Annotated in this window: 16 protein-coding genes; 10 read left to right on the forward strand and 6 right to left on the reverse strand. The window is 61.3% G+C overall.

Annotated features, from left to right (window positions below):
• Window positions 1-6: 6 nt before the first annotated feature.
• Entirely contained in the window at window positions 7-1,920 is a 1,914-nt protein-coding gene (locus HX830_RS07930; RefSeq protein WP_177099679.1) for a membrane-targeted effector domain-containing toxin, read from the reverse strand.
• A gap of 626 nt (window positions 1,921-2,546) precedes the next feature.
• Between HX830_RS07930 and HX830_RS07935 the strand changes: the two genes are divergently transcribed.
• Window positions 2,547-2,978 (forward strand): hypothetical protein, encoded by a 432-nt coding sequence (locus tag HX830_RS07935; RefSeq protein ID WP_152740161.1) that lies wholly within the window; start codon window positions 2,547-2,549, stop codon window positions 2,976-2,978.
• Window positions 2,979-3,037: 59 nt separating this feature from the next.
• Here the strand turns inward: HX830_RS07935 and rlmF are convergent, their stop codons facing one another.
• The 5 genes from rlmF to HX830_RS07960 form a co-directional block, all read right to left on the reverse strand.
• Entirely contained in the window at window positions 3,038-4,063 is a 1,026-nt protein-coding gene (rlmF, locus tag HX830_RS07940; protein WP_152740162.1) for a 23S rRNA (adenine(1618)-N(6))-methyltransferase RlmF, read from the reverse strand.
• Window positions 4,064-4,182: 119 nt separating this feature from the next.
• Window positions 4,183-7,029, reverse strand: a complete 2,847-nt coding sequence (locus tag HX830_RS07945) for a valine--tRNA ligase (RefSeq protein ID WP_177099688.1) — start codon at window positions 7,027-7,029, stop codon at window positions 4,183-4,185.
• Window positions 7,030-7,180: 151 nt separating this feature from the next.
• Window positions 7,181-7,597, reverse strand: a complete 417-nt coding sequence (locus HX830_RS07950) for a DNA polymerase III subunit chi (protein WP_152740165.1) — start codon at window positions 7,595-7,597, stop codon at window positions 7,181-7,183.
• Between the two features lie 8 nt (window positions 7,598-7,605).
• The gene (locus HX830_RS07955; RefSeq protein WP_103497038.1) at window positions 7,606-8,034 is read right to left on the reverse strand and encodes a DNA polymerase III subunit chi; all 429 of its coding nucleotides are present in this window, start codon (window positions 8,032-8,034) and stop codon (window positions 7,606-7,608) included.
• Window positions 8,035-8,091: 57 nt separating this feature from the next.
• On the reverse strand, window positions 8,092-9,582 hold the full coding sequence (locus tag HX830_RS07960; RefSeq protein WP_103497037.1) for a leucyl aminopeptidase: 1,491 nt from the start codon (window positions 9,580-9,582) through the stop codon (window positions 8,092-8,094).
• Window positions 9,583-9,882: 300 nt separating this feature from the next.
• Between HX830_RS07960 and lptF the strand changes: the two genes are divergently transcribed.
• The 9 genes from lptF (at window position 9,883) to pdxJ (ending at window position 18,729) form a co-directional block, all read left to right on the forward strand.
• Window positions 9,883-11,001: an LPS export ABC transporter permease LptF gene (gene lptF / locus HX830_RS07965; protein ID WP_152740166.1), complete on the forward strand. Its 1,119-nt coding sequence runs from the start codon at window positions 9,883-9,885 to the stop codon at window positions 10,999-11,001.
• Window positions 10,994-12,055 (forward strand): LPS export ABC transporter permease LptG, encoded by a 1,062-nt coding sequence (lptG, locus tag HX830_RS07970; RefSeq protein WP_177099690.1) that lies wholly within the window; start codon window positions 10,994-10,996, stop codon window positions 12,053-12,055. The genes lptF and lptG overlap by 8 nt, the downstream gene beginning before the upstream one ends.
• A gap of 170 nt (window positions 12,056-12,225) precedes the next feature.
• The gene (lepA, locus tag HX830_RS07975) at window positions 12,226-14,025 is read left to right on the forward strand and encodes a translation elongation factor 4 (protein WP_177099692.1); all 1,800 of its coding nucleotides are present in this window, start codon (window positions 12,226-12,228) and stop codon (window positions 14,023-14,025) included.
• Window positions 14,026-14,030: 5 nt separating this feature from the next.
• Window positions 14,031-14,885 (forward strand): signal peptidase I, encoded by an 855-nt coding sequence (lepB, locus tag HX830_RS07980; protein WP_152740167.1) that lies wholly within the window; start codon window positions 14,031-14,033, stop codon window positions 14,883-14,885.
• Window positions 14,886-14,946: 61 nt separating this feature from the next.
• Window positions 14,947-15,324 (forward strand): DUF4845 domain-containing protein, encoded by a 378-nt coding sequence (locus HX830_RS07985; RefSeq protein WP_103497046.1) that lies wholly within the window; start codon window positions 14,947-14,949, stop codon window positions 15,322-15,324.
• Complete coding sequence (gene rnc / locus HX830_RS07990) at window positions 15,321-16,010, forward strand: ribonuclease III (RefSeq protein ID WP_103497033.1); 690 nt, start codon at window positions 15,321-15,323, stop codon at window positions 16,008-16,010. Before HX830_RS07985 ends, rnc begins: the two co-directional genes overlap by 4 nt.
• Window positions 16,003-16,905 carry a GTPase Era gene (gene era, locus HX830_RS07995; RefSeq protein ID WP_103497032.1) on the forward strand — a complete coding sequence of 301 codons (903 nt, stop codon included), beginning with the start codon at window positions 16,003-16,005 and terminating at the stop codon, window positions 16,903-16,905. The genes rnc and era overlap by 8 nt, the downstream gene beginning before the upstream one ends.
• A 229-nt stretch (window positions 16,906-17,134) precedes the next feature.
• Complete coding sequence (gene recO, locus HX830_RS08000) at window positions 17,135-17,824, forward strand: DNA repair protein RecO (RefSeq protein WP_103497031.1); 690 nt, start codon at window positions 17,135-17,137, stop codon at window positions 17,822-17,824.
• Between the two features lie 158 nt (window positions 17,825-17,982).
• Entirely contained in the window at window positions 17,983-18,729 is a 747-nt protein-coding gene (pdxJ, locus tag HX830_RS08005) for a pyridoxine 5'-phosphate synthase (RefSeq protein ID WP_177099694.1), read from the forward strand.
• The last annotated feature ends 142 nt before the right edge of the window (window positions 18,730-18,871 follow it).

Below are 18,871 nucleotides of genomic sequence, written 5' to 3' on the forward strand. Positions count from 1 at the left end.
GCCCGGCTACTCCGGTCCGGGTGTGAGGCCGACCTGGCTGACCAGCGCCGCGCGCAACTCGTCCAGGGTGTCGAATGAGCGGCCTGCCATCACTGGCCATCGATCGCTTACCAGGGTGAAACCCTTGGCATCGTGGGTGATGGGCGTCTCGATAAGCATGCCCGTTCTGGAACAATGGGTCAGTTGGTGTTGGCCGTCCGGCGTTGTGTCGATGAAAAAATGCCCGGCTACCACTGGGGCCCGGTGACGCGGGGGGCCGACCAGTGGTCTGTCGAGGGGCAGGACCGCCACCATGCCGCGCCGATTGATCAGCGCTGCCGACAGTTCAGCAAGGCTGGCAAAGCGTTCCCTGTGTATGTTTTGCCACTGGCTGCGTTCGAGATAGAAGCTATTGTCCCGGGTTTTGACAATCGAGGTGAGCCGCGTTTTCTCGCCCTCCCGATGGACCAGATGATGGGACTGGCTTTCGGGGCGGGTATATACGAAGAAGTCGCCTTCGTTATGCAAGCGGCTGTAGGGCGGTACACCGATATAGACCGCCAGGTCGGATTGGACAAGGTATGGCTCACTGTCGAGCAATCGACCGCTCCTTCCCGGGTCAGCGGCGACCCTGATCGAGGCGCCGTCCTCGATATCCTCGATCCTGATCCCGGGCACACCCTCCAGCTCCACGAGCCCAGGGAAGCCCTGCTGTGCATTGATGTGAGCCTCGCCAACCAGCGCGATCCATTTGCCGCCTTCCAGGTTGGGGGCGTCGGCCTTTATCACCAGATCGGCGTAGTAATTCATCGCCGGGATACGATGCTGTGCACCGTCGCCCGTGCTCATCTCATAGCTGACGGCACAGTCGAGGGCCCGTATGTTGATGCCATGGGTCCGTGCCGTGATCACCAGATTGAGAAAGCTATAGGTGCCCGAGGGGTCGGTCTCGTGCCCGGTGTCCTGGATTTCAAGGTAGCGTTTCAGCGATGTCGGCATCGTTCCGCTGCGTTGATAGATATCCAGTTCAAACTGTTCGAAATCGGTTCTCAGGTGTTCCAGGTACAGGGTTTTCACGCCGTGGCGAACCAGGGAGCCCATATTCTCGATCAGCAGTTGCTTGGAGCCTATCCCTGCGTGGGTTTCAGCCAGCACCAGGCCTGGGTGATGGGAATAAATCCGGGCGAAGAGCTGCTCGGCCGAGGTGGCGAGCATCAGGTCGGGGTCCAGGGCGGGGCGCACTGGCAGCCTGACCTGGCTGAAGAATGCCGTCGCTTCGCGGATAAGCAGATCCTGGCTGTCTATGAACAGTCTTTTTGAGGCGAAGACTGCATCGTTTTGCCATACATGTGAGAAACCACGTGACAAGCCGCGCTTCCTGGTTCTGAGTAGCTCTATATTGCCCCTGTGCATGGCGGGAATCAGATAGCGATCAAGTGTTGCCGTAGCGCTTTCAGTGCTCCATTTCGCGCTCCCCGCCACTCGGTAGAGCGTGGGGCCGGACGGCAACAGATCGCTCCTGAGCTTTGCGCGAAAGGCGCCGACACTCGCGTCATATTCGACCTGCACGACCCAATCGGTGTGGCCCTCGAGCTCGACGAACTTCTGTTGCTTGTAAAGGCGCAATCCGTTGGCATCGGCCGGTGCCAGCTGTCTGGGCGCGATTCTTGAGTAGCGCTGCAGCGCATGTGGCCGAATGTCCGGCGCGAGGCTGGTCGCCCCCGGAATATCCGTCACGCTGGCCGAGGCGGTGGCGGGGCGGGGAGCAAGGGGCCCGGATGCGGTTTCGCCACCTGCGGAGGGAGGGGCGTGACTCGGGAGGCGGAGGTTGGTACTGGGGCCGGGCAGGTCGCTCGGCTGCCTGGAAGGCGATTCGCCACGGGGTCGAGCGCTGGCGGGTGAAGAGGGCGAGCCGGAGGACTTGGGGGGCTTGGGTGACATGGCGTGCTGCTCCTGGGGAATTGAGAAGAAATATTCCCAGGGCCTTGCGAGAGTAGGCTGGCTGATCCAGCCATGATGAAGAGGGTTTCTCCCTCGCCCAGCCCTGACGTTTATGTTCAGGGCCAGCTTCGATGATCGTTTACAGGTCGAATAGCCGACTAAATTGACGGCTTCCTGGTGCTTTTTGCCAGATGTCTATCGGATCGGGTGACAGCTTGTCGGCGAAACTGCGGAGCACGATCGACGTGGTAAACAAGTAAGATGCACTGAAACCGAGCCTCGGGGCGATCCGGACACGGTTTTTTATTCTGGTTTCCGTGATTTTTGTAATGGAAATCACTCTTTGGAATGACCAGGGTTCTTGTTGAGTTCTGCTCGCAATTTACGGGTTTGCCAAACCAGCGTGTATGCCGTCGGCCTGACGGGAAAATATCAGACTTCAGCCTCTTGCACACCTGTCATATTTGACAGGTGTGCAAGAGGCACAACCGTGCTTATATATTCGGGTGGAAGGCGTTGTTGAACGGTTCTATCAAATATATTTTTTATGTGGTTTTGGATGAGGCCGGTTGTGTTTATGTGTTGCCTTCTTGGGCGAATAATATAACTACCGAGAGGTCCAAGATATGTCTACTACGTCGAAAAAAATCACTTCAAGAGAGCTGGAACCAGTCTCCTTTCTTGATGCCAATCACCTGGGTCTTATCGATTGTTCAAGCCGTCCTTGGGAGGGGATCAGGGTGCTGGTGCCGCCGATTGACGGCGCGATGGCAGGAGATAGAGTGACTCTGGATTGGCAAGGGTATCGGAGTTTCAATGGCACGGAGCCGATTCCTGAGACCAAGGCGGAGTTTCATCACACCCTCGCAGCTGCTGATCTTGGGAGAGCCGTTTTGTTTACAGTGGGGCCCTTTGATAAGGTCATCGCGCCCATCAGAAATGGTTCGGCTATTGCTCATTATAAGGTGGAGCATGCGGGGAATCCCAATTTTTCTCCAGAAAAGCTTGTTGGTATTGTTCTAGAGTTACCGGGTGGTGGCATTTGCAATGGACGCTGAGGGGACTTGAGTTTTAAGTGTTAATAAGATGGGCCGTTAATAACGGCCCATTTCCTTGGCTAACTTGGATTTATCCAGCGCTCTTGGCGCCATGTGCGTTGTTGCGCTTTGTCCTGGAAGGTCCAGGCGACGAAACGGCTCTGTTTCTGACCCTGGGACATCTCCACCACCTTGCTCTCCAGGGCGCCGGCTTTCTTCAGGGCCGCTTCGATGGCCGGCAGGTTCGAGGCCTTTGATACCAGTGTGCTGAACCACAGCACCTGGCTCGACAACGGCTGGCTTTCGCCGATCAGTTGGCTCACGAAGCGTGCTTCGCCCCCTTCACACCACAATTCCGACGCCTGGCCGCCGAAGTTCAGCACGGGCAGTTTGCGCTTGGGATCGGCCTTGCCCAGGGCGCGCCATTTGCGCCGGCTGCCGTTTTGGGCTTCGTCCAGGGAGGCGTGAAACGGCGGGTTGCACATGGTCAGGTCAAAATGTTCGGTGCTTTCCAGCAGACCGCTGAGGATGTGCTTCGGATTGGCTTGCAGGCGCAGGCTGATGGCCTTGTTCAGACCGTTGGACTGGACGATGGCCTTGGCCGCGGCCAGCGCGGTCTTGTCGATGTCTGAACCGAGAAACTGCCAGCGGTAGTCGCTGTGGCCGATCAGCGGGTAGATGCAGTTGGCGCCGACGCCGATATCCAGCACGCGTATGGCCGCTCCACGAGGGATATTGCCCTCGTTGTTTTCGCCCAACAGGTCGGCGAGGAAGTGCACATAGTCGGCACGACCCGGTACCGGCGGGCAGAGGAAGTCCGCCGGGATGTCCCAGTGGGCGATGCCGTAGAAGGACTTGAGCAGGGCACGGTTGAACACGCGCACGGCGGCCGGGTCGGCGAAGTCGATGCTTTCCTTGCCATAAGGGTTGAGGACCACGAACTGGCCCAGTTCGGGGCTGCTCTTGATCAGCTGCGGGAAGTCGTAGCGGCCCTGATGGCGGTTGCGCGGGTGCAGGCTGGCTTTTTCCCGCGGCTCGACGGCCTTGGCCGGGGTGGCGGGCTTGGGTTTCTTGCGTGGGGCTTTGGGTTTGCTCGGGGCGGTCATGGGCTGGGTCGATTCGGGCAGGGCTTGGAATGGCGGACATTGTCCCATATTCATCGGGGCTGCGGCGGGCATGAAAAAGGGAGGCCCGAGGGCCTCCCTTGTTCAGTCAATCGCCACGCTTACAAGCTGGCGATCCGCGCATGTTGCTCGGCCAGCTTGCCCAGGGCCTGTTCGGCCTCGGCCAGCTTGGCGCGTTCCTTCTCGATGACTTCGGCCGGAGCCTTGTCGACGAACGCGGCATTCGACAGCTTGCCGCCGACCCGCTGCACTTCACCTTGCAGACGCTGGATTTCCTTGTCCAGGCGCGCCAGTTCGGCGCCCTTGTCGATCAGCCCGGCCATCGGCACCAGCACTTCCATCTCGCCCACCAGAGCAGTAGCGGACAGCGGTGCTTCGGCGCCCGCGGCCAATACAGTGATCGACTCCAGCTTCGCCAGCTTCTTGAGCAGTGCGTCGTTCTCGGTGAGGCGACGCTGGTCCTCGCTACTGGCGTTCTTCACGAACACGGCCAGCGGCTTGCCCGGACCGATGTTCATCTCGGCGCGGATGTTGCGCGTGCCGAGCATGAGGGTCTTGAGCCATTCGATATCGCTTTCGGCCGCCTCGTCGATGCGTGCTTCGTTGGCCACCGGCCACGGTTGCAGCATGATGGTCTTGCCTTCAGCCCCGACCAGCGGCGCCAGGCGCTGCCAGATTTCCTCGGTGATGAACGGCATGAACGGATGCGCCAGGCGCAGCGCCACTTCCAGCACGCGCACCAGGGTGCGACGGGTGCCGCGCTGGCGTTCGACCGGCGCGTTCTCGTCCCACAGCACCGGCTTGGACAGTTCCAGGTACCAGTCGCAATACTGGTTCCAGATGAACTCGTACAAGGCCTGGGCGGCCAGGTCGAAACGGAACTGGTCGAGCTGGCGGGTCACTTCGGCTTCGGTGCGCTGCAACTGCGAGATGATCCAGCGATCGGCCAGGGACAGCTCGAAGGCTTCGCCGTTCTGGCCGCAGTCTTCGCCCTTGTCGAGCACGTAGCGCGCGGCGTTCCAGATCTTGTTGCAGAAGTTGCGATAGCCTTCGACGCGGCCCATGTCGAACTTGATGTCACGACCGGTGGAGGCCAGCGAGCAGAAGGTGAAGCGCAGGGCGTCGGTGCCGTAGCTGGCGATGCCTTCGGCGAATTCGGCGCGGGTCTGCTTCTCGATGGCTTTCTGCAGCTTGGGCTGCATCAGGCCGGTGGTGCGTTTCTGCACCAGGTCTTCGAGTTCGATGCCGTCGATGATATCCAGCGGGTCGAGGACGTTGCCCTTGGACTTGGACATCTTCTGGCCCTGGCCATCACGCACCAGGCCATGGACGTAGACGGTCTTGAACGGTACCTGCGGGGTACCGTCCTCGTTCTTCACCAGGTGCATGGTCAGCATGATCATCCGGGCGACCCAGAAGAAAATGATGTCGAAACCGGTCACCAGCACGTCGGTGGGGTGGAAGGTCTTGAGGAAGTCGGTCTGCTCCGGCCAGCCCAGGGTGGAGAACGTCCACAGACCCGAACTGAACCAGGTGTCGAGAACGTCGTTGTCCTGTTGCAGCGCAACGTCCGGGCCGAGGTTGTGCTTGGCCCGTACTTCGGCTTCGTCGCGACCGACATAGACCTTGCCCGACTCGTCGTACCAGGCCGGAATCCGGTGGCCCCACCACAGCTGGCGGCTGATGCACCAGTCCTGGATATCGCGCATCCAGGAGAAGTACATGTTTTCGTATTGCTTGGGCACGAAGGCGATGCGGCCGTCTTCCACGGCGGCAATGGCCGGCTCGGCCAGGGGCTTGGTCGACACGTACCACTGGTCGGTCAGCCACGGCTCGATGATGGTCCCGGAGCGGTCGCCTTTCGGCACTTTCAGGCCGTGGTCGTCAACGCTGACCAGCAGGCCGGCGGCGTCGAAGGCGGCAACGATCTGCTTGCGCGCTTCGAAACGGTCGAGGCCGGCGTATTCGGCCGGGATCTTGCCGTCGATGCTGTCGTTCAGCGTGCCGTCGAGGTTGAACACCTGGCAGGCTGGCAGGACGGCGGCGTTCTTGTCGAAGATATTCAGCAGTGGCAGGTTGTGGCGCTTGCCGACTTCATAGTCGTTGAAATCGTGGGCCGGGGTGATTTTCACGCAGCCGGTGCCGAATTCAGGGTCGCAATAATCGTCGGCGATGATCGGGATACGGCGGCCGACCAGGGGCAGCTCGATAAATTTGCCGATCAGGGCCTTGTAGCGCTCGTCTTCCGGGTTGACCGCCACGGCGGAGTCGCCGAGCATGGTTTCCGGGCGGGTAGTGGCGACGATCAGGTAATCCAGGCCGTCGGCGGTCTTGGCGCCGTCAGCCAGTGGATAACGCAGGTTCCAGAGGGAGCCTTTCTCGTCGTGGTTTTCCACTTCGAGGTCGGAGATCGCCGTGTGCAGCTTGGTGTCCCAGTTGACCAGGCGCTTGCCGCGATAGATCAGGCCATCTTCGTGCAGGCGCACAAAAGCTTCCTTCACCGCTTCCGAGAGGCCGTCGTCCATGGTGAAGCGCTCGCGGCTCCAGTCCACGGACGAGCCCAGGCGGCGGATCTGCCGGCTGATATTGCCGCCGGACTGATCCTTCCATTCCCAGACCTTTTCCAGGAATTTCTCGCGGCCCAGGTCGTGACGGTTCTGCCCTTGGGCTTCGAGCTGACGCTCCACCAGCATTTGCGTGGCGATCCCGGCGTGGTCGGTGCCCGGCTGCCACAGGGTGTTGCGACCCTGCATGCGACGGAAACGGATCAGGGCGTCCATGATCGCGTTATTGAAACCGTGGCCCATGTGCAGGCTGCCGGTGACGTTCGGCGGCGGGATCATGATGGTGTAGGCGTCGCCGGTGCCTTGCGGGGCGAAGTAATTCTCGGACTCCCAAGTCTGGTACCAGGAAGTTTCAATGGCGTGCGGCTGGTAGGTCTTATCCATGCGCGGCGGGACCCTTAGGCATTAATTCAGGAAAGCCGACAAGTATAACGGGGATATGACGCGGGGCGTAGAGCGAGGTGAGCGCTGATGGCACAAAAATGCCCGCTGGCGCCAGCGGGCAGGCCCTGCTTCTACACGGAGGGCGTGCAGGTCAGGAAGGATACTGGCTGAGCAGGCGTTCCATACGGGCGTCCAGGCGGCGCTTGATCTCGGTTTCGATATGTGGGGCGAAGTCGTCGATCACGTCCTGCATGATCAATTGCGCGGCGGCGCGCAGTTCGCTGTCCAGGTGCAGCAAGGCGTCCTGGTTCTTCTGTTTGGCGGGTTCCGCTGCGACGACTACCGGTGCCGGTTTCGGCTCTGCCACAGGCGCGGCGACAACCTCGGGCTGAACCTCGACCTTGGTTTTATTACCCACCATGTCGAACAGCAGGGGGATCTGCCCTTCGCTGGCGACTGTTTCGGTCAGCAGCGGCGGTTGCAGGGTGTCATCGCCCAACAGCTTGCGGATCGATTCAAGCTCGTCCAGCAGGGGCGCGGCTTTTTGCGGTTGTTTTGGAGTGTCCATCGGGGTGCTCAAAGTCGCTGTAGACGGTGATCTTGCAGAGGATAGCCCTGTTCGCGGTAGAAGCGGAAACTCTCCCGCGCCGCTTGACGGATTGCCGGGTCTTCCACCACCACTTCCGCCACGCGGGCAAAGCGCGAAGCAAAGGGCGGCACCTTCATATCAAGGTTCACCAGCAGGTCCTGATGGGGGCCGGGGTCTTCGCCCAGCCCCAGCACCACGGTGCCTTCCGGCTCGCTTTCCGCTGGGCCATGGGGCACGAAACTCTCGCCCTTGAACTGCCACAGGCGGGCATCCAGGTCGTCGCGCTGGGCGCTGTCGCTGCAATGCAGGTAGACCTTGTGTCCCAGGCGCCAGGCCTTTTCGGTCAGCTTGCAGGCAAAGTCCAGGCGTGCCGAAGGATCCGCGCTGGGAAGGATATAGAAGTCGACTTGGGTCATAGGGGGTTCCGGATGCCGGGCGACGTCATTGACCGACGCCGCCCGGCAGGCTCAGGTTCAGGCCTTGGCGCGGTCCAGCAGGTACTGGGTCAGCAGGGGCACCGGACGGCCGGTGGCGCCCTTGTCCTTGCCGCCGCTGGTCCAGGCGGTGCCGGCGATGTCCAGGTGGGCCCAGTTGAACTGTTTGGCGAAGCGCGACAGGAAGCACGCCGCGGTGATGGTCCCGGCTTTCGGCCCGCCGATGTTGGCGATGTCGGCGAACGGGCTGTCCAGCTGTTCCTGGTACTCATCGAACAGCGGCAGTTGCCAGGCGCGGTCATCGGCTTGACGGCCGGCGCTGAGCAGTTGCTCGATCAGTTCGTCGTTGTTGCCCAGCAGGCCGGAGGTGTGGGCGCCGAGGGCGACCACGCAGGCGCCGGTCAGGGTGGCGATATCGATCACCGCCTGGGGCTTGAAGCGTTCGGCGTAGGTCAGGGCATCGCACAGCACCAGGCGGCCTTCGGCGTCGGTGTTGAGGATTTCCACGGTCTGGCCGCTGAGGGTGGTGACAATGTCGCCCGGACGGGTCGCGCCGCCGCTCGGCATGTTCTCGGCACAGGCCAGGATGCACACCAGGTTGATCGGCAGTTGCAGGGCAAGCACGGCGTGCAGGGTGCCGAACACGCTGGCGGCACCGCCCATGTCGTACTTCATTTCATCCATGCCCAGGCCCGGCTTGAGGCTGATGCCGCCGGTGTCGAAGGTGATGCCCTTGCCGACCAGGGCAAATGGTTTCTCGGATTTCTTGCCGCCGTTGTATTGCATGACGATCAGGCGTGGCGGCTGGTCACTGCCCTGGCCCACGGCGTAGAACGAGCCCATGCCCAGTTCCTTGATCTTCTTCTCGTCAAGGATCTCGACCTTCAGGCCTTTGTTGGCCTTGCCAAGGTTCTTTGCCTGCTCGGCGAGGTAGCTCGGGTGGCAGATGTTCGGTGGCAGGTTGCCCAGGTCGCGGGTGAAGGCCATGCCGCCGGCGATGGCGCGGGCGTGGCTGACGGCACGTTCGACTTCGGCTTGCGCGGCCTTGATGGTCACCAGGGTGATTTTCTTCAGGGCGCGGGGTTCGGCTTTCTGGCTCTTGAACTGGTCGAAGCTGTATTCACCGTCCAGCAGGCTTTCGGCCAGCAGGCGGGTCTTGCCGTAGCTGTCGCGGCCCTTGACCACGACTTCGTCGAGGGCGAGCACGGCGTCGCTGCCGCCCAGGCCCTTGAGGGTGGCGAGGATCGAGGCCACGGCTTTGCGGAACGGACGGTCGCCGAGTTCGGCGTCCTTGCCCACGCCCACCAGCAGTACGCGTTCGGCCTTGAGGTTGGGCAGGCTTTGCAGCAGCAGGGTCTGGCCGACCTTGCCGGCCAGGTCGCCGCGCTTGAGGATGGCGCTGAGGGCGCCGCCGCTGAGTTCATCGACTTTGCTGGCGACCGCGCCGAGTGTGCGGCCTTCGCCGACGGCGAGTACCAGGGTGGCGGTTTTCAACGTTTCTGGGCTGACGCTTTTTACAACCAGTTCCATGTCCGGGTCCCTGAATATTAAGGTCAAAGGGCGCAGAGACAGCTCTGCACCGGGGCGAAGCGACGCAATGGCGTGGCCTTCGGCAAAGGCCGCAGTTTGAACCTCGCCGCTGGCCGGGGGCAAGTCCCAATCCTGATCCGTTGCGGCTCTGTAGGCGCCGTGGACAAGTGCGCAGTGACAGCCGGGAGCAATCACAGGATAATGCGCCTCTTTTTAGACGGCCCGCCGCGGCGAGCCCTCTGTCGGTGCCTATGTTTGCTTGTTCGGCCACCTTAGCCTGACAACCCTGGAGTGTCTGGTTTGATTGTTTTTCGTTATCTGTCCCGCGAAGTCTTGATCACCTTGAGTGCGGTCAGCGCCGTATTGCTGGTCATCACCATGAGCGGACGCTTCGTCAAGTTCCTTGCCCAGGCCGCCTCGGGTCAACTGGACCCGGGCTCGCTGTTCCTGATCATGGGCTTTCGCCTGCCCGGTTTCCTCCAGCTGATCCTGCCCCTGGGCCTGTTCCTCGGGATTCTGCTGGCCTACGGACGGCTCTATCTCGAAAGCGAAATGACCGTGCTGTCCGCCACCGGCATGAGCCAGCAGCGCCTGCTCGGCATGACCATGGCGCCGGCGCTGCTGGTGGCCCTGCTGGTGGCCTGGATCAGCCTGAGCCTGGCGCCCAAGGGCGCCCTGCAATTCCAGCTGCTGCTCAACCAGCAGGACGCCATGACCGAATTCGACACCCTGGTGCCCGGCCGCTTCCAGGAGCTCAACGATGGCTCGCGGGTTACCTATACCGAGCAACTCTCCGATGACCGGGCGAACCTGGGCGGTGTGTTCATTTCGGAAAAACGCTTCGGCGTGAACAAGAAGGACCGCGGCATTTCCGTGCTGGTGGCCGAAAAAGGCCGTCAGGAAGTGCGCAAGGACGGCAATCGCTACCTGATCCTGGAAAACGGCTATCGCTATGACGGCAGTCCAGGCATGGCCGATTACCGGGCGATCAAGTACGAGACCTACGGCGTCATGCTGCCCAAGCCCGAGATCAGCGAAGAAGTCACCGACCGCGATGCCATGATGACCTCGACCCTGTTCGGCAACCCGGACCTGAAGGCGGTCGCCGAGTTGCAATGGCGGCTTTCGTTGCCCCTGCTGGTGTTTATCGTGACGTTGATGGCCGTGCCACTGTCGCGGGTCAACCCGCGCCAGGGCCGTTTCCTCAAGCTGCTGCCGGCGATCCTTCTTTATATGGCCTACCTGACCATGCTCATTTCGGCCCGTGGCGCGCTGGAGAAAGGCAACTTGTCACCGGTGCTGGGCATGTGGTGGGTGCATGGCCTGTTCCTGGCCATCGGCCTGGCGCTGCTGTATTGGGAACCCCTGCGTTTGAAACTGGCGAGTCGTCGCACTGTGAAGGAGATGGCTCGTGGTTAAGCTCGATCGCTACATTGGCAGCAGTGTGTTCATGGCGATCCTTGCCGTACTGGGGATCATCCTCGGGCTGGCCTCGCTGTTTGCCTTTATCGACGAGATGGGCAGCATCTCCGATACCTACACCCTGGGCGATGTGCTGAGCTTCGTGGTGCTCACGGCGCCGCGCCGGGTCTATGACATGTTGCCGATGGCCGGCCTGATCGGTTGCCTGATCGGCCTCGGCAGCCTGGCCAGCAACAGCGAATTGACCATCATGCGCGCGGCGGGTGTCTCCGTCGGGCGTATCGTCTGGGCGGTAATGAAGCCCATGCTGGTGTTGATGCTGATCGGCGTGCTGGTCGGCGAGTACGTTGCCCCGGCCACCGAGAGCAAGGCCCAGGCGGACAAGGCCCTGGCCCAGGGCTCGGGGGATGCGCAGAGCTCGCGCAACGGCCTGTGGCATCGCCAGGGTGACGAATTCATTCATATCAACGCCGTGCAGCCCAATGGTCTGCTTTACGGTGTGACCCGTTATCACTTCGACAGCGAACGCCACATGCTGTCGTCGAGCTTTGCCAAGAAGGCCCACTTCGACAAGGACCTCTGGACATTGACGGACGTCACCACCACCTATTTCCGCGACGGTCGCACCGAAGTGATCAATGTGCCGGAAGAGCGCTGGGACGTGGCCTTGAGCCCGAACCTGCTGAGCACCGTGGTGATGGTGCCCGAGGCCCTGTCGATCAGTGGCCTGTGGAGCTACATCCACTACCTGGCGGACCAGGGCCTGGCGAACGGTCGTTACTGGCTGGCGTTCTGGGTCAAGGTCCTGCAACCGCTGGTGACCGCGGCGCTGGTCTTGATGGCGATTTCCTTTATCTTCGGCCCGCTGCGTTCGGTTACCCTGGGGCAACGGGTGTTCACCGGCGTGCTGGTGGGCTTCACCTTCCGCATCGCCCAGGACCTGCTCGGGCCTTCGAGCCTGGTCTTCGGTTTCCCGCCGCTGCTGGCGGTGGTGGTGCCGGCGGCGATCTGCGCGGTGGCCGGTGTCTGGCTGTTGCGTCGGGCCGGATGATGAAGCGATTGAGCGGTAAATGATCCTGGAAAAAGCCCCTGTCCCGTGACCGGGGCTTTTTTGTCCGTGCCGCCCGGCCTGTTCACGTGACGCCTTGGTCGCGCATCAGGTACAATTCCCGGCTATTTTTCGGCGGGCAGTCTGCCTGCAACCTTTTTGAGTGTTGATCCGTGAGTGATTTGAGTCATATCCGCAATTTCTCCATCATCGCCCACATTGACCATGGCAAGTCGACTCTGGCCGATCGCTTCATCCAGATGTGCGGCGGCCTTGCCGAGCGCGAGATGGAAGCGCAGGTGCTGGATTCCATGGACCTCGAGCGCGAGCGCGGGATCACCATCAAGGCCCATAGCGTTACCCTGTACTACAAGGCTCGCGACGGCATCACCTATCAGTTGAACTTCATCGACACCCCCGGCCACGTCGACTTCACCTATGAAGTCAGCCGTTCCCTGGCGGCCTGTGAAGGTGCGTTGCTGGTGGTGGACGCTGGCCAGGGCGTCGAAGCCCAGTCCGTTGCCAACTGCTACACCGCCATCGAGCAGGGCCTGGAAGTCATGCCGGTGCTGAACAAGATCGACCTGCCCCAGGCCGATCCGGACCGCGTGAAGGAAGAAATCGAGAAAATCATCGGTATCGACGCCACCGACGCCGTCACCTGCAGCGCCAAGACCGGCCTGGGTGTCGACGAAGTGCTCGAGCGCCTGGTGACCACCATCCCCGCGCCGACCGGCAATATCGAAGATCCGCTGCAAGCGTTGATCATCGACTCCTGGTTCGACAACTACCTGGGCGTCGTGTCCCTGGTGCGCGTGCGCCACGGCCGCGTGAAGAAGGGCGACAAGATCCTGGTCAAGTCCACCGGCAAGATGCACCTGGTGGACAGCGTCGGTGTGTTCAACCCGAAACACACCGCCACCGTCGACCTGAAGGCCGGCGAAGTGGGCTTTATCATCGCCGGTATCAAGGACATCCACGGTGCGCCGGTGGGTGACACCCTGACCCTGAGCACCACCCCTGACGTCGACGTGCTGCCGGGCTTCAAACGTATCCAGCCGCAGGTCTACGCCGGTCTGTTCCCGGTCAGCTCCGACGATTTCGAAGACTTCCGCGAAGCCCTGCAAAAGCTCACGCTGAACGACTCCTCGCTGCAGTACACCCCGGAAAGCTCCGACGCCCTGGGCTTCGGCTTCCGTTGCGGGTTCCTCGGCATGCTGCACATGGAGATCATCCAGGAGCGCCTTGAGCGCGAGTACGACCTGGACCTGATCACCACCGCGCCGACGGTAATCTTCGAGCTGCTGCTCAAGAACGGCGAAACCATCTACGTCGACAACCCGTCCAAGCTGCCGGACCTGTCGGCCATCGAGGATATGCGCGAACCGATCGTGCGGGCCAATATCCTTGTACCGCAGGAGCACCTGGGCAACGTCATTACCCTGTGTATCGAGAAGCGTGGCATCCAGCACGACATGCTGTTCCTCGGTTCCCAGGTGCAAGTGACCTACGATTTGCCGATGAACGAAGTGGTCCTGGACTTCTTTGACCGTCTCAAATCCACCAGTCGCGGCTATGCTTCGCTGGACTACCATTTTGATCGTTACCAGTCGGCCAACCTGGTCAAGCTGGATGTACTGATCAACGGTGAAAAGGTCGACGCCCTGGCGCTGATCGTGCATCGTGATAACGCGCATTACAAAGGTCGTGCGTTGACCGAGAAGATGAAAGAACTGATTCCTCGTCAGATGTTCGACGTTGCCATCCAGGCCGCCATTGGCGGGCAGATCGTGGCGCGGACAACCGTCAAGGCCCTCAGAAAGAACGTACTGGCCAAGTGCTATGGCGGCGACGTCAGCCGTAAGCGCAAGCTGTTGGAAAAGCAAAAGGCCGGTAAGAAACGCATGAAGCAAGTGGGTAACGTGGAAATTCCACAGGAAGCCTTCCTTGCAGTGCTCAGGTTGGATAGTTAGGTCCTATGTCACTAAATTTCCCGCTGTTGCTGGTCATCGCCGTCGCCGTCTGTGGTGTGTTGGCGTTGTTCGATCTGATCTTTCTGGCGCCTCGTCGGCGTTCCGCCATCGCTGCCTATCAGGGCAGCGTGGCGCAGCCCGATGGCGACGTGGTCGAAAAGCTGAACAAGGAGCCTTTGCTGGTTGAATACGGCAAGTCCTTCTTCCCGGTGTTGTTCATCGTGCTGGTGCTGCGTTCGTTCCTGGTGGAACCGTTCCAGATTCCATCCGGCTCGATGAAGCCGACCCTGGATGTCGGCGACTTTATCCTGGTGAACAAGTTTTCCTACGGGATTCGCTTGCCGGTGATCGACCAGAAGGTCATTCAGGTGAGTGATCCGCAGCGCGGCGATGTGATGGTATTCCGCTACCCGAGCGACCCCAACGTCAACTACATCAAGCGTGTAGTCGGCCTGCCGGGCGACGTGGTGCGTTACACCAGTGACAAGAAGCTGTTCGTCAACGGCAAGCCGGTGGCTGAACAGCTGGTCGGCGCCGAGCCGGGCATGTTGGGCAGTGCCGAGCTCTACAAAGAGCAACTGGGCGCCGCCGAGCACCTGATCCGCAAGGAGATGGGGCGCTACCGCGCGCCGCCTGATCACGAGTGGACGGTCCCCGCGGGCCACTACTTCATGATGGGCGACAACCGCGACAACTCCAACGACAGCCGCTACTGGGATGATCCGAATATTCCCAAGGAGCTGCTGGGCATGGTTCCCGACGAGAACATCGTCGGCAAGGCCTTCGCGGTCTGGATGAGCTGGCCCGAACCGAAACTCAGCCACTTCCCGAATTTTTCCCGGGTCGGTCTGATCAAGTAACCAAACCCGGCGCTGTGAACACAGCGCCGAGTGCTTTTTCAGGTGCCGCAGTACCATGAAGATGACCTCTGCTCGCTCGCAAAAAGGCCTGTCGTTTTTTGGCTGGTTGCTGACCCTGGCGTTGGTGGCCTTTGCCGCCAGTGTGGCGCTGAAGGTGGTCCCGCATTACCTCGACTATATGTCGATGAAGAGAATCATCATGTCGGTGGAAACCGACAAGGCGGCGGATATCACCACCGTCAACGACTTCTATACCCACGTTACCCGCGGCATGCAGGTCAACAGTATTCAGGATTTGGATTTGAACAAGGTGTTAAGCGTGACGTTGGAGAACAACAAGTTCCTCGCGCACTTGAAATATGAGCAGCGCGATCCGCTGATTCAGAACATCGATCTGGTGGTCAAGTTCGACCACGAATTCAGCGTGGCCAAACCGTGAGCGTGTCTTTAAGTCGTCTCGAGCGCCAGCTCGGCTATACCTTCAAGGATCAGGAGCTGATGCTCCTGGCCCTGACTCACCGCAGTTTTGCCGGGCGCAACAACGAGCGCCTGGAATTCCTCGGTGATGCCATTCTCAATTTCGTGGCCGGCGAGGCGTTGTTCGAGCGTTTCCCCCAGGCTCGCGAAGGCCAGTTGTCGCGTTTGCGCGCGCGCCTGGTGAAAGGTGAAACACTGGCGGTACTGGCTCGTGGTTTCGAGTTGGGCGAGTACCTGCGCCTGGGTTCCGGCGAATTGAAAAGCGGTGGTTTCCGCCGTGAGTCGATTCTCGCCGACGCCCTGGAGGCCCTGATCGGCGCCATTTACCTGGATGCCGGCATGGAAGCGGCACGGGACCGGGTGTTGGCCTGGCTGACCTCGGAGTTCGACAGCCTGACGCTGGTGGACACCAACAAGGACCCCAAGACCCGGCTGCAGGAGTTTCTCCAGTCCCGGGCCTGCGACCTGCCGCGTTACGAAGTGGTGGATATCCAGGGTGAACCGCATTGCCGGACGTTCTTCGTCGAGTGCGAGATCACCCTATTGAATGAAAAAAGCCGAGGACAGGGCGTGAGCCGTCGTATTGCCGAACAGGTAGCGGCGGCATCGGCACTGATTGCCCTGGGCGTGGAGAATGGTAATGACTGATTCAACGGCAACACGCTGCGGCTACGTCGCCATCGTCGGCCGGCCGAACGTGGGCAAGTCCACGCTGCTGAACCATATCCTCGGGCAGAAACTGGCGATCACCTCGCGCAAGCCCCAGACCACTCGTCACAACATGCTCGGGATCAAGACCGAAGGCACCGTGCAGGCGGTCTACGTGGATACCCCCGGTATGCACAAGGGCGGCGAAAAGGCCCTGAACCGCTACATGAACAAGACCGCTTCGGCGGCGTTGAAAGACGTCGACGTGGTGATCTTCGTGGTTGACCGGACCCGCTGGACCGACGAGGACCAGATGGTCCTGGAACGCATCCAGTACGTCGAAGGCCCGGTGATCGTGGCCTTGAACAAGACCGACCGGATCGAAGACAAGGCCGAGCTGATGCCGCACCTGACCTGGTTGCAGGAACAGTTGCCCAAGGCGCAGATCGTGCCGATCTCGGCGCAGCACGGACACAACCTCGAGCACCTGGAAAGCCTGATCGCCACGCACCTGCCGGAAAACGAGCACTTTTTCCCGGAAGACCAGATCACCGACCGCAGCAGCCGTTTCCTGGCGGCGGAACTGGTGCGTGAGAAAATCATGCGGCAGATGGGCGCCGAGCTGCCTTACCAGATCACCGTGGAAATCGAAGAATTCAAGCAGCAGGGCAAGACCCTGCATATCCATGCGCTGATCCTCGTCGAACGTGACGGCCAGAAGAAGATCATCATTGGCGACAAGGGCGAGCGCATCAAGCGCATCGGCACCGAGGCGCGCAAGGATATGGAGCTGCTGTTCGATTCGAAGATCATGCTCAACCTGTGGGTCAAGGTGAAGGGCGGTTGGTCCGATGACGAGCGTGCACTGCGTTCGTTGGGTTACGGCGACCTGTAACCGGGTTGTTCGAGCGCTCCCTGGCGGAACGCGATCCCTGTAGGAGCAGGGCTTGCCCGCGAAGAGGCCCTTGAGGACGCCAGAAGTTTCGCGAATGATCCCGAATACCAGTCAGTCGTATCTGAACAGCGGTATACCAACAAAGCTTTCAGAGGTCTTGAGGGCCTCTTCGCGGGCAAGCCCTGCTCCTACAGGGTTTCGGTAAATTCCTCTTTTGAGTCTCGGCTTCATGTCCGCTAACCCGCCTCCCGGCCAACCGGCCTACGTCCTGCACTCCCGTGCCTATCGCGAAAACAGCGCCTTGGTGGACTTCATCACCCCGCAAGGTCGGCTGCGTGCCGTGCTGCGCAGTGCGCGGGGCAAGGCCGGGACCCTGGCGCGGCCCTTCGTGCCCCTCGAAGTGGAATTTCGCGGTCGCGGCGAACTGAAGAACGTCGGTCGGATGGAAAGCGCCGGTGTCGCCACCTGGCTGGTTGGCGAGGCCCTGTTCAGCGGTCTCTACCTCAACGAGCTGTTGATCCGCCTGCTTCCCGCCGAAGACCCGCACCCCGCGGTCTTCGATCACTACGCCGCGACCTTGCTCGCCCTGGCCGAAGGCCGACCCCTCGAACCGCTGTTGCGCTCCTTTGAATGGCGGCTGCTGGACGACCTCGGTTATGGTTTTTCCCTGGACCAGGATATTCACGGCGAACCGCTGGCCGCGGACGGCTTGTACCGCCTGCAGGTCGATGCCGGCCTGGAGCGGGTCTACCTGTTGCAACCGGGCCTGTTCCAGGGCACCGAGTTGCTGGCCATGGCCGAGGCCGACTGGACGGCGGTGGGCGCCTTGTCGGCGGCCAAGCGCCTGATGCGCCAGGCCCTGGCGGTGCACCTGGGCGGCAAGCCGCTGGTCAGTCGCGAGTTGTTTCGCAAGCCCTGAGGGCGGGCTCATTGGCGACAGGGCCGAGGTTTGGTTGGCGGCTTCAGTGATCCCCGGTGAACCCTCGGCATCCACACTCGACACACAGAACTGGCCGTACAGGCCACGACTGACGTGTATGCTGTGCACCGAATCTTCCACTCTTCAGGAGTCTTTCCGTGAGCACCAGCACTCGTATCCTTCTCGGCGTGAACATCGACCACGTCGCCACCCTGCGTCAGGCCCGGGGCACGCGTTATCCTGATCCGGTCAAGGCTGCGCTGGATGCCGAAGAGGCGGGCGCCGACGGCATCACCGTGCACCTGCGTGAAGACCGCCGGCACATCCAGGAGCGCGATGTGCTGCTGCTCAAGGATGTGTTGCAGACGCGGATGAACTTCGAGATGGGCGTGACCGAAGAGATGATGGCGTTTGCCGAGCGCATTCGGCCGGCACATATTTGCCTCGTGCCGGAAACCCGTCAGGAGCTGACCACCGAAGGTGGCCTGGACGTGGCGGGGCAGGAGGAGCGGATCAGGGCGGCGGTGGAGCGCCTGGGCAAGATCGGCAGCGAAGTATCGCTGTTCATCGATGCCGACGAGCGTCAGATTGCCGCGGCCAAGCGTGTCGGGGCACCGGCCATCGAGTTGCACACAGGACGTTATGCCGATGCCCATACGCCGGCCGAAGTTGCCGAAGAGCTGAAGCGGATTGCCGATGGCGTGGCGTTTGGCGTGGCCCAGGGCCTGATCGTCAATGCCGGGCATGGCCTGCATTACCACAACGTCGAGGCGGTGGCGGCGATTCCGGGGATCAATGAGCTGAACATCGGCCATGCGCTGGTGGCCCATGCGCTGTTCGTCGGATTCAAGGCAGCGGTGGTGGAGATGAAAGAGCTGATTCTGGCGGCTGCGCCCAAGGCTTGAGGGCTGGGCACTTCATATCGCGGCGCAACCTGGAGTTTTGTTGCGCCTGTTCCGGCCTCTTCGCGGGCAAGCTCCGCTCCCACAGGGGGACGCGGTCAAACTGTGGGAGCGGAGCTTGCCCGCGAAGAGGCCCGTGAGCGCG

Origin of the sequence: Pseudomonas gingeri (assembly GCF_013385425.1) — a bacterium.
GTDB lineage: Bacteria > Pseudomonadota > Gammaproteobacteria > Pseudomonadales > Pseudomonadaceae > Aquipseudomonas > Aquipseudomonas gingeri_D.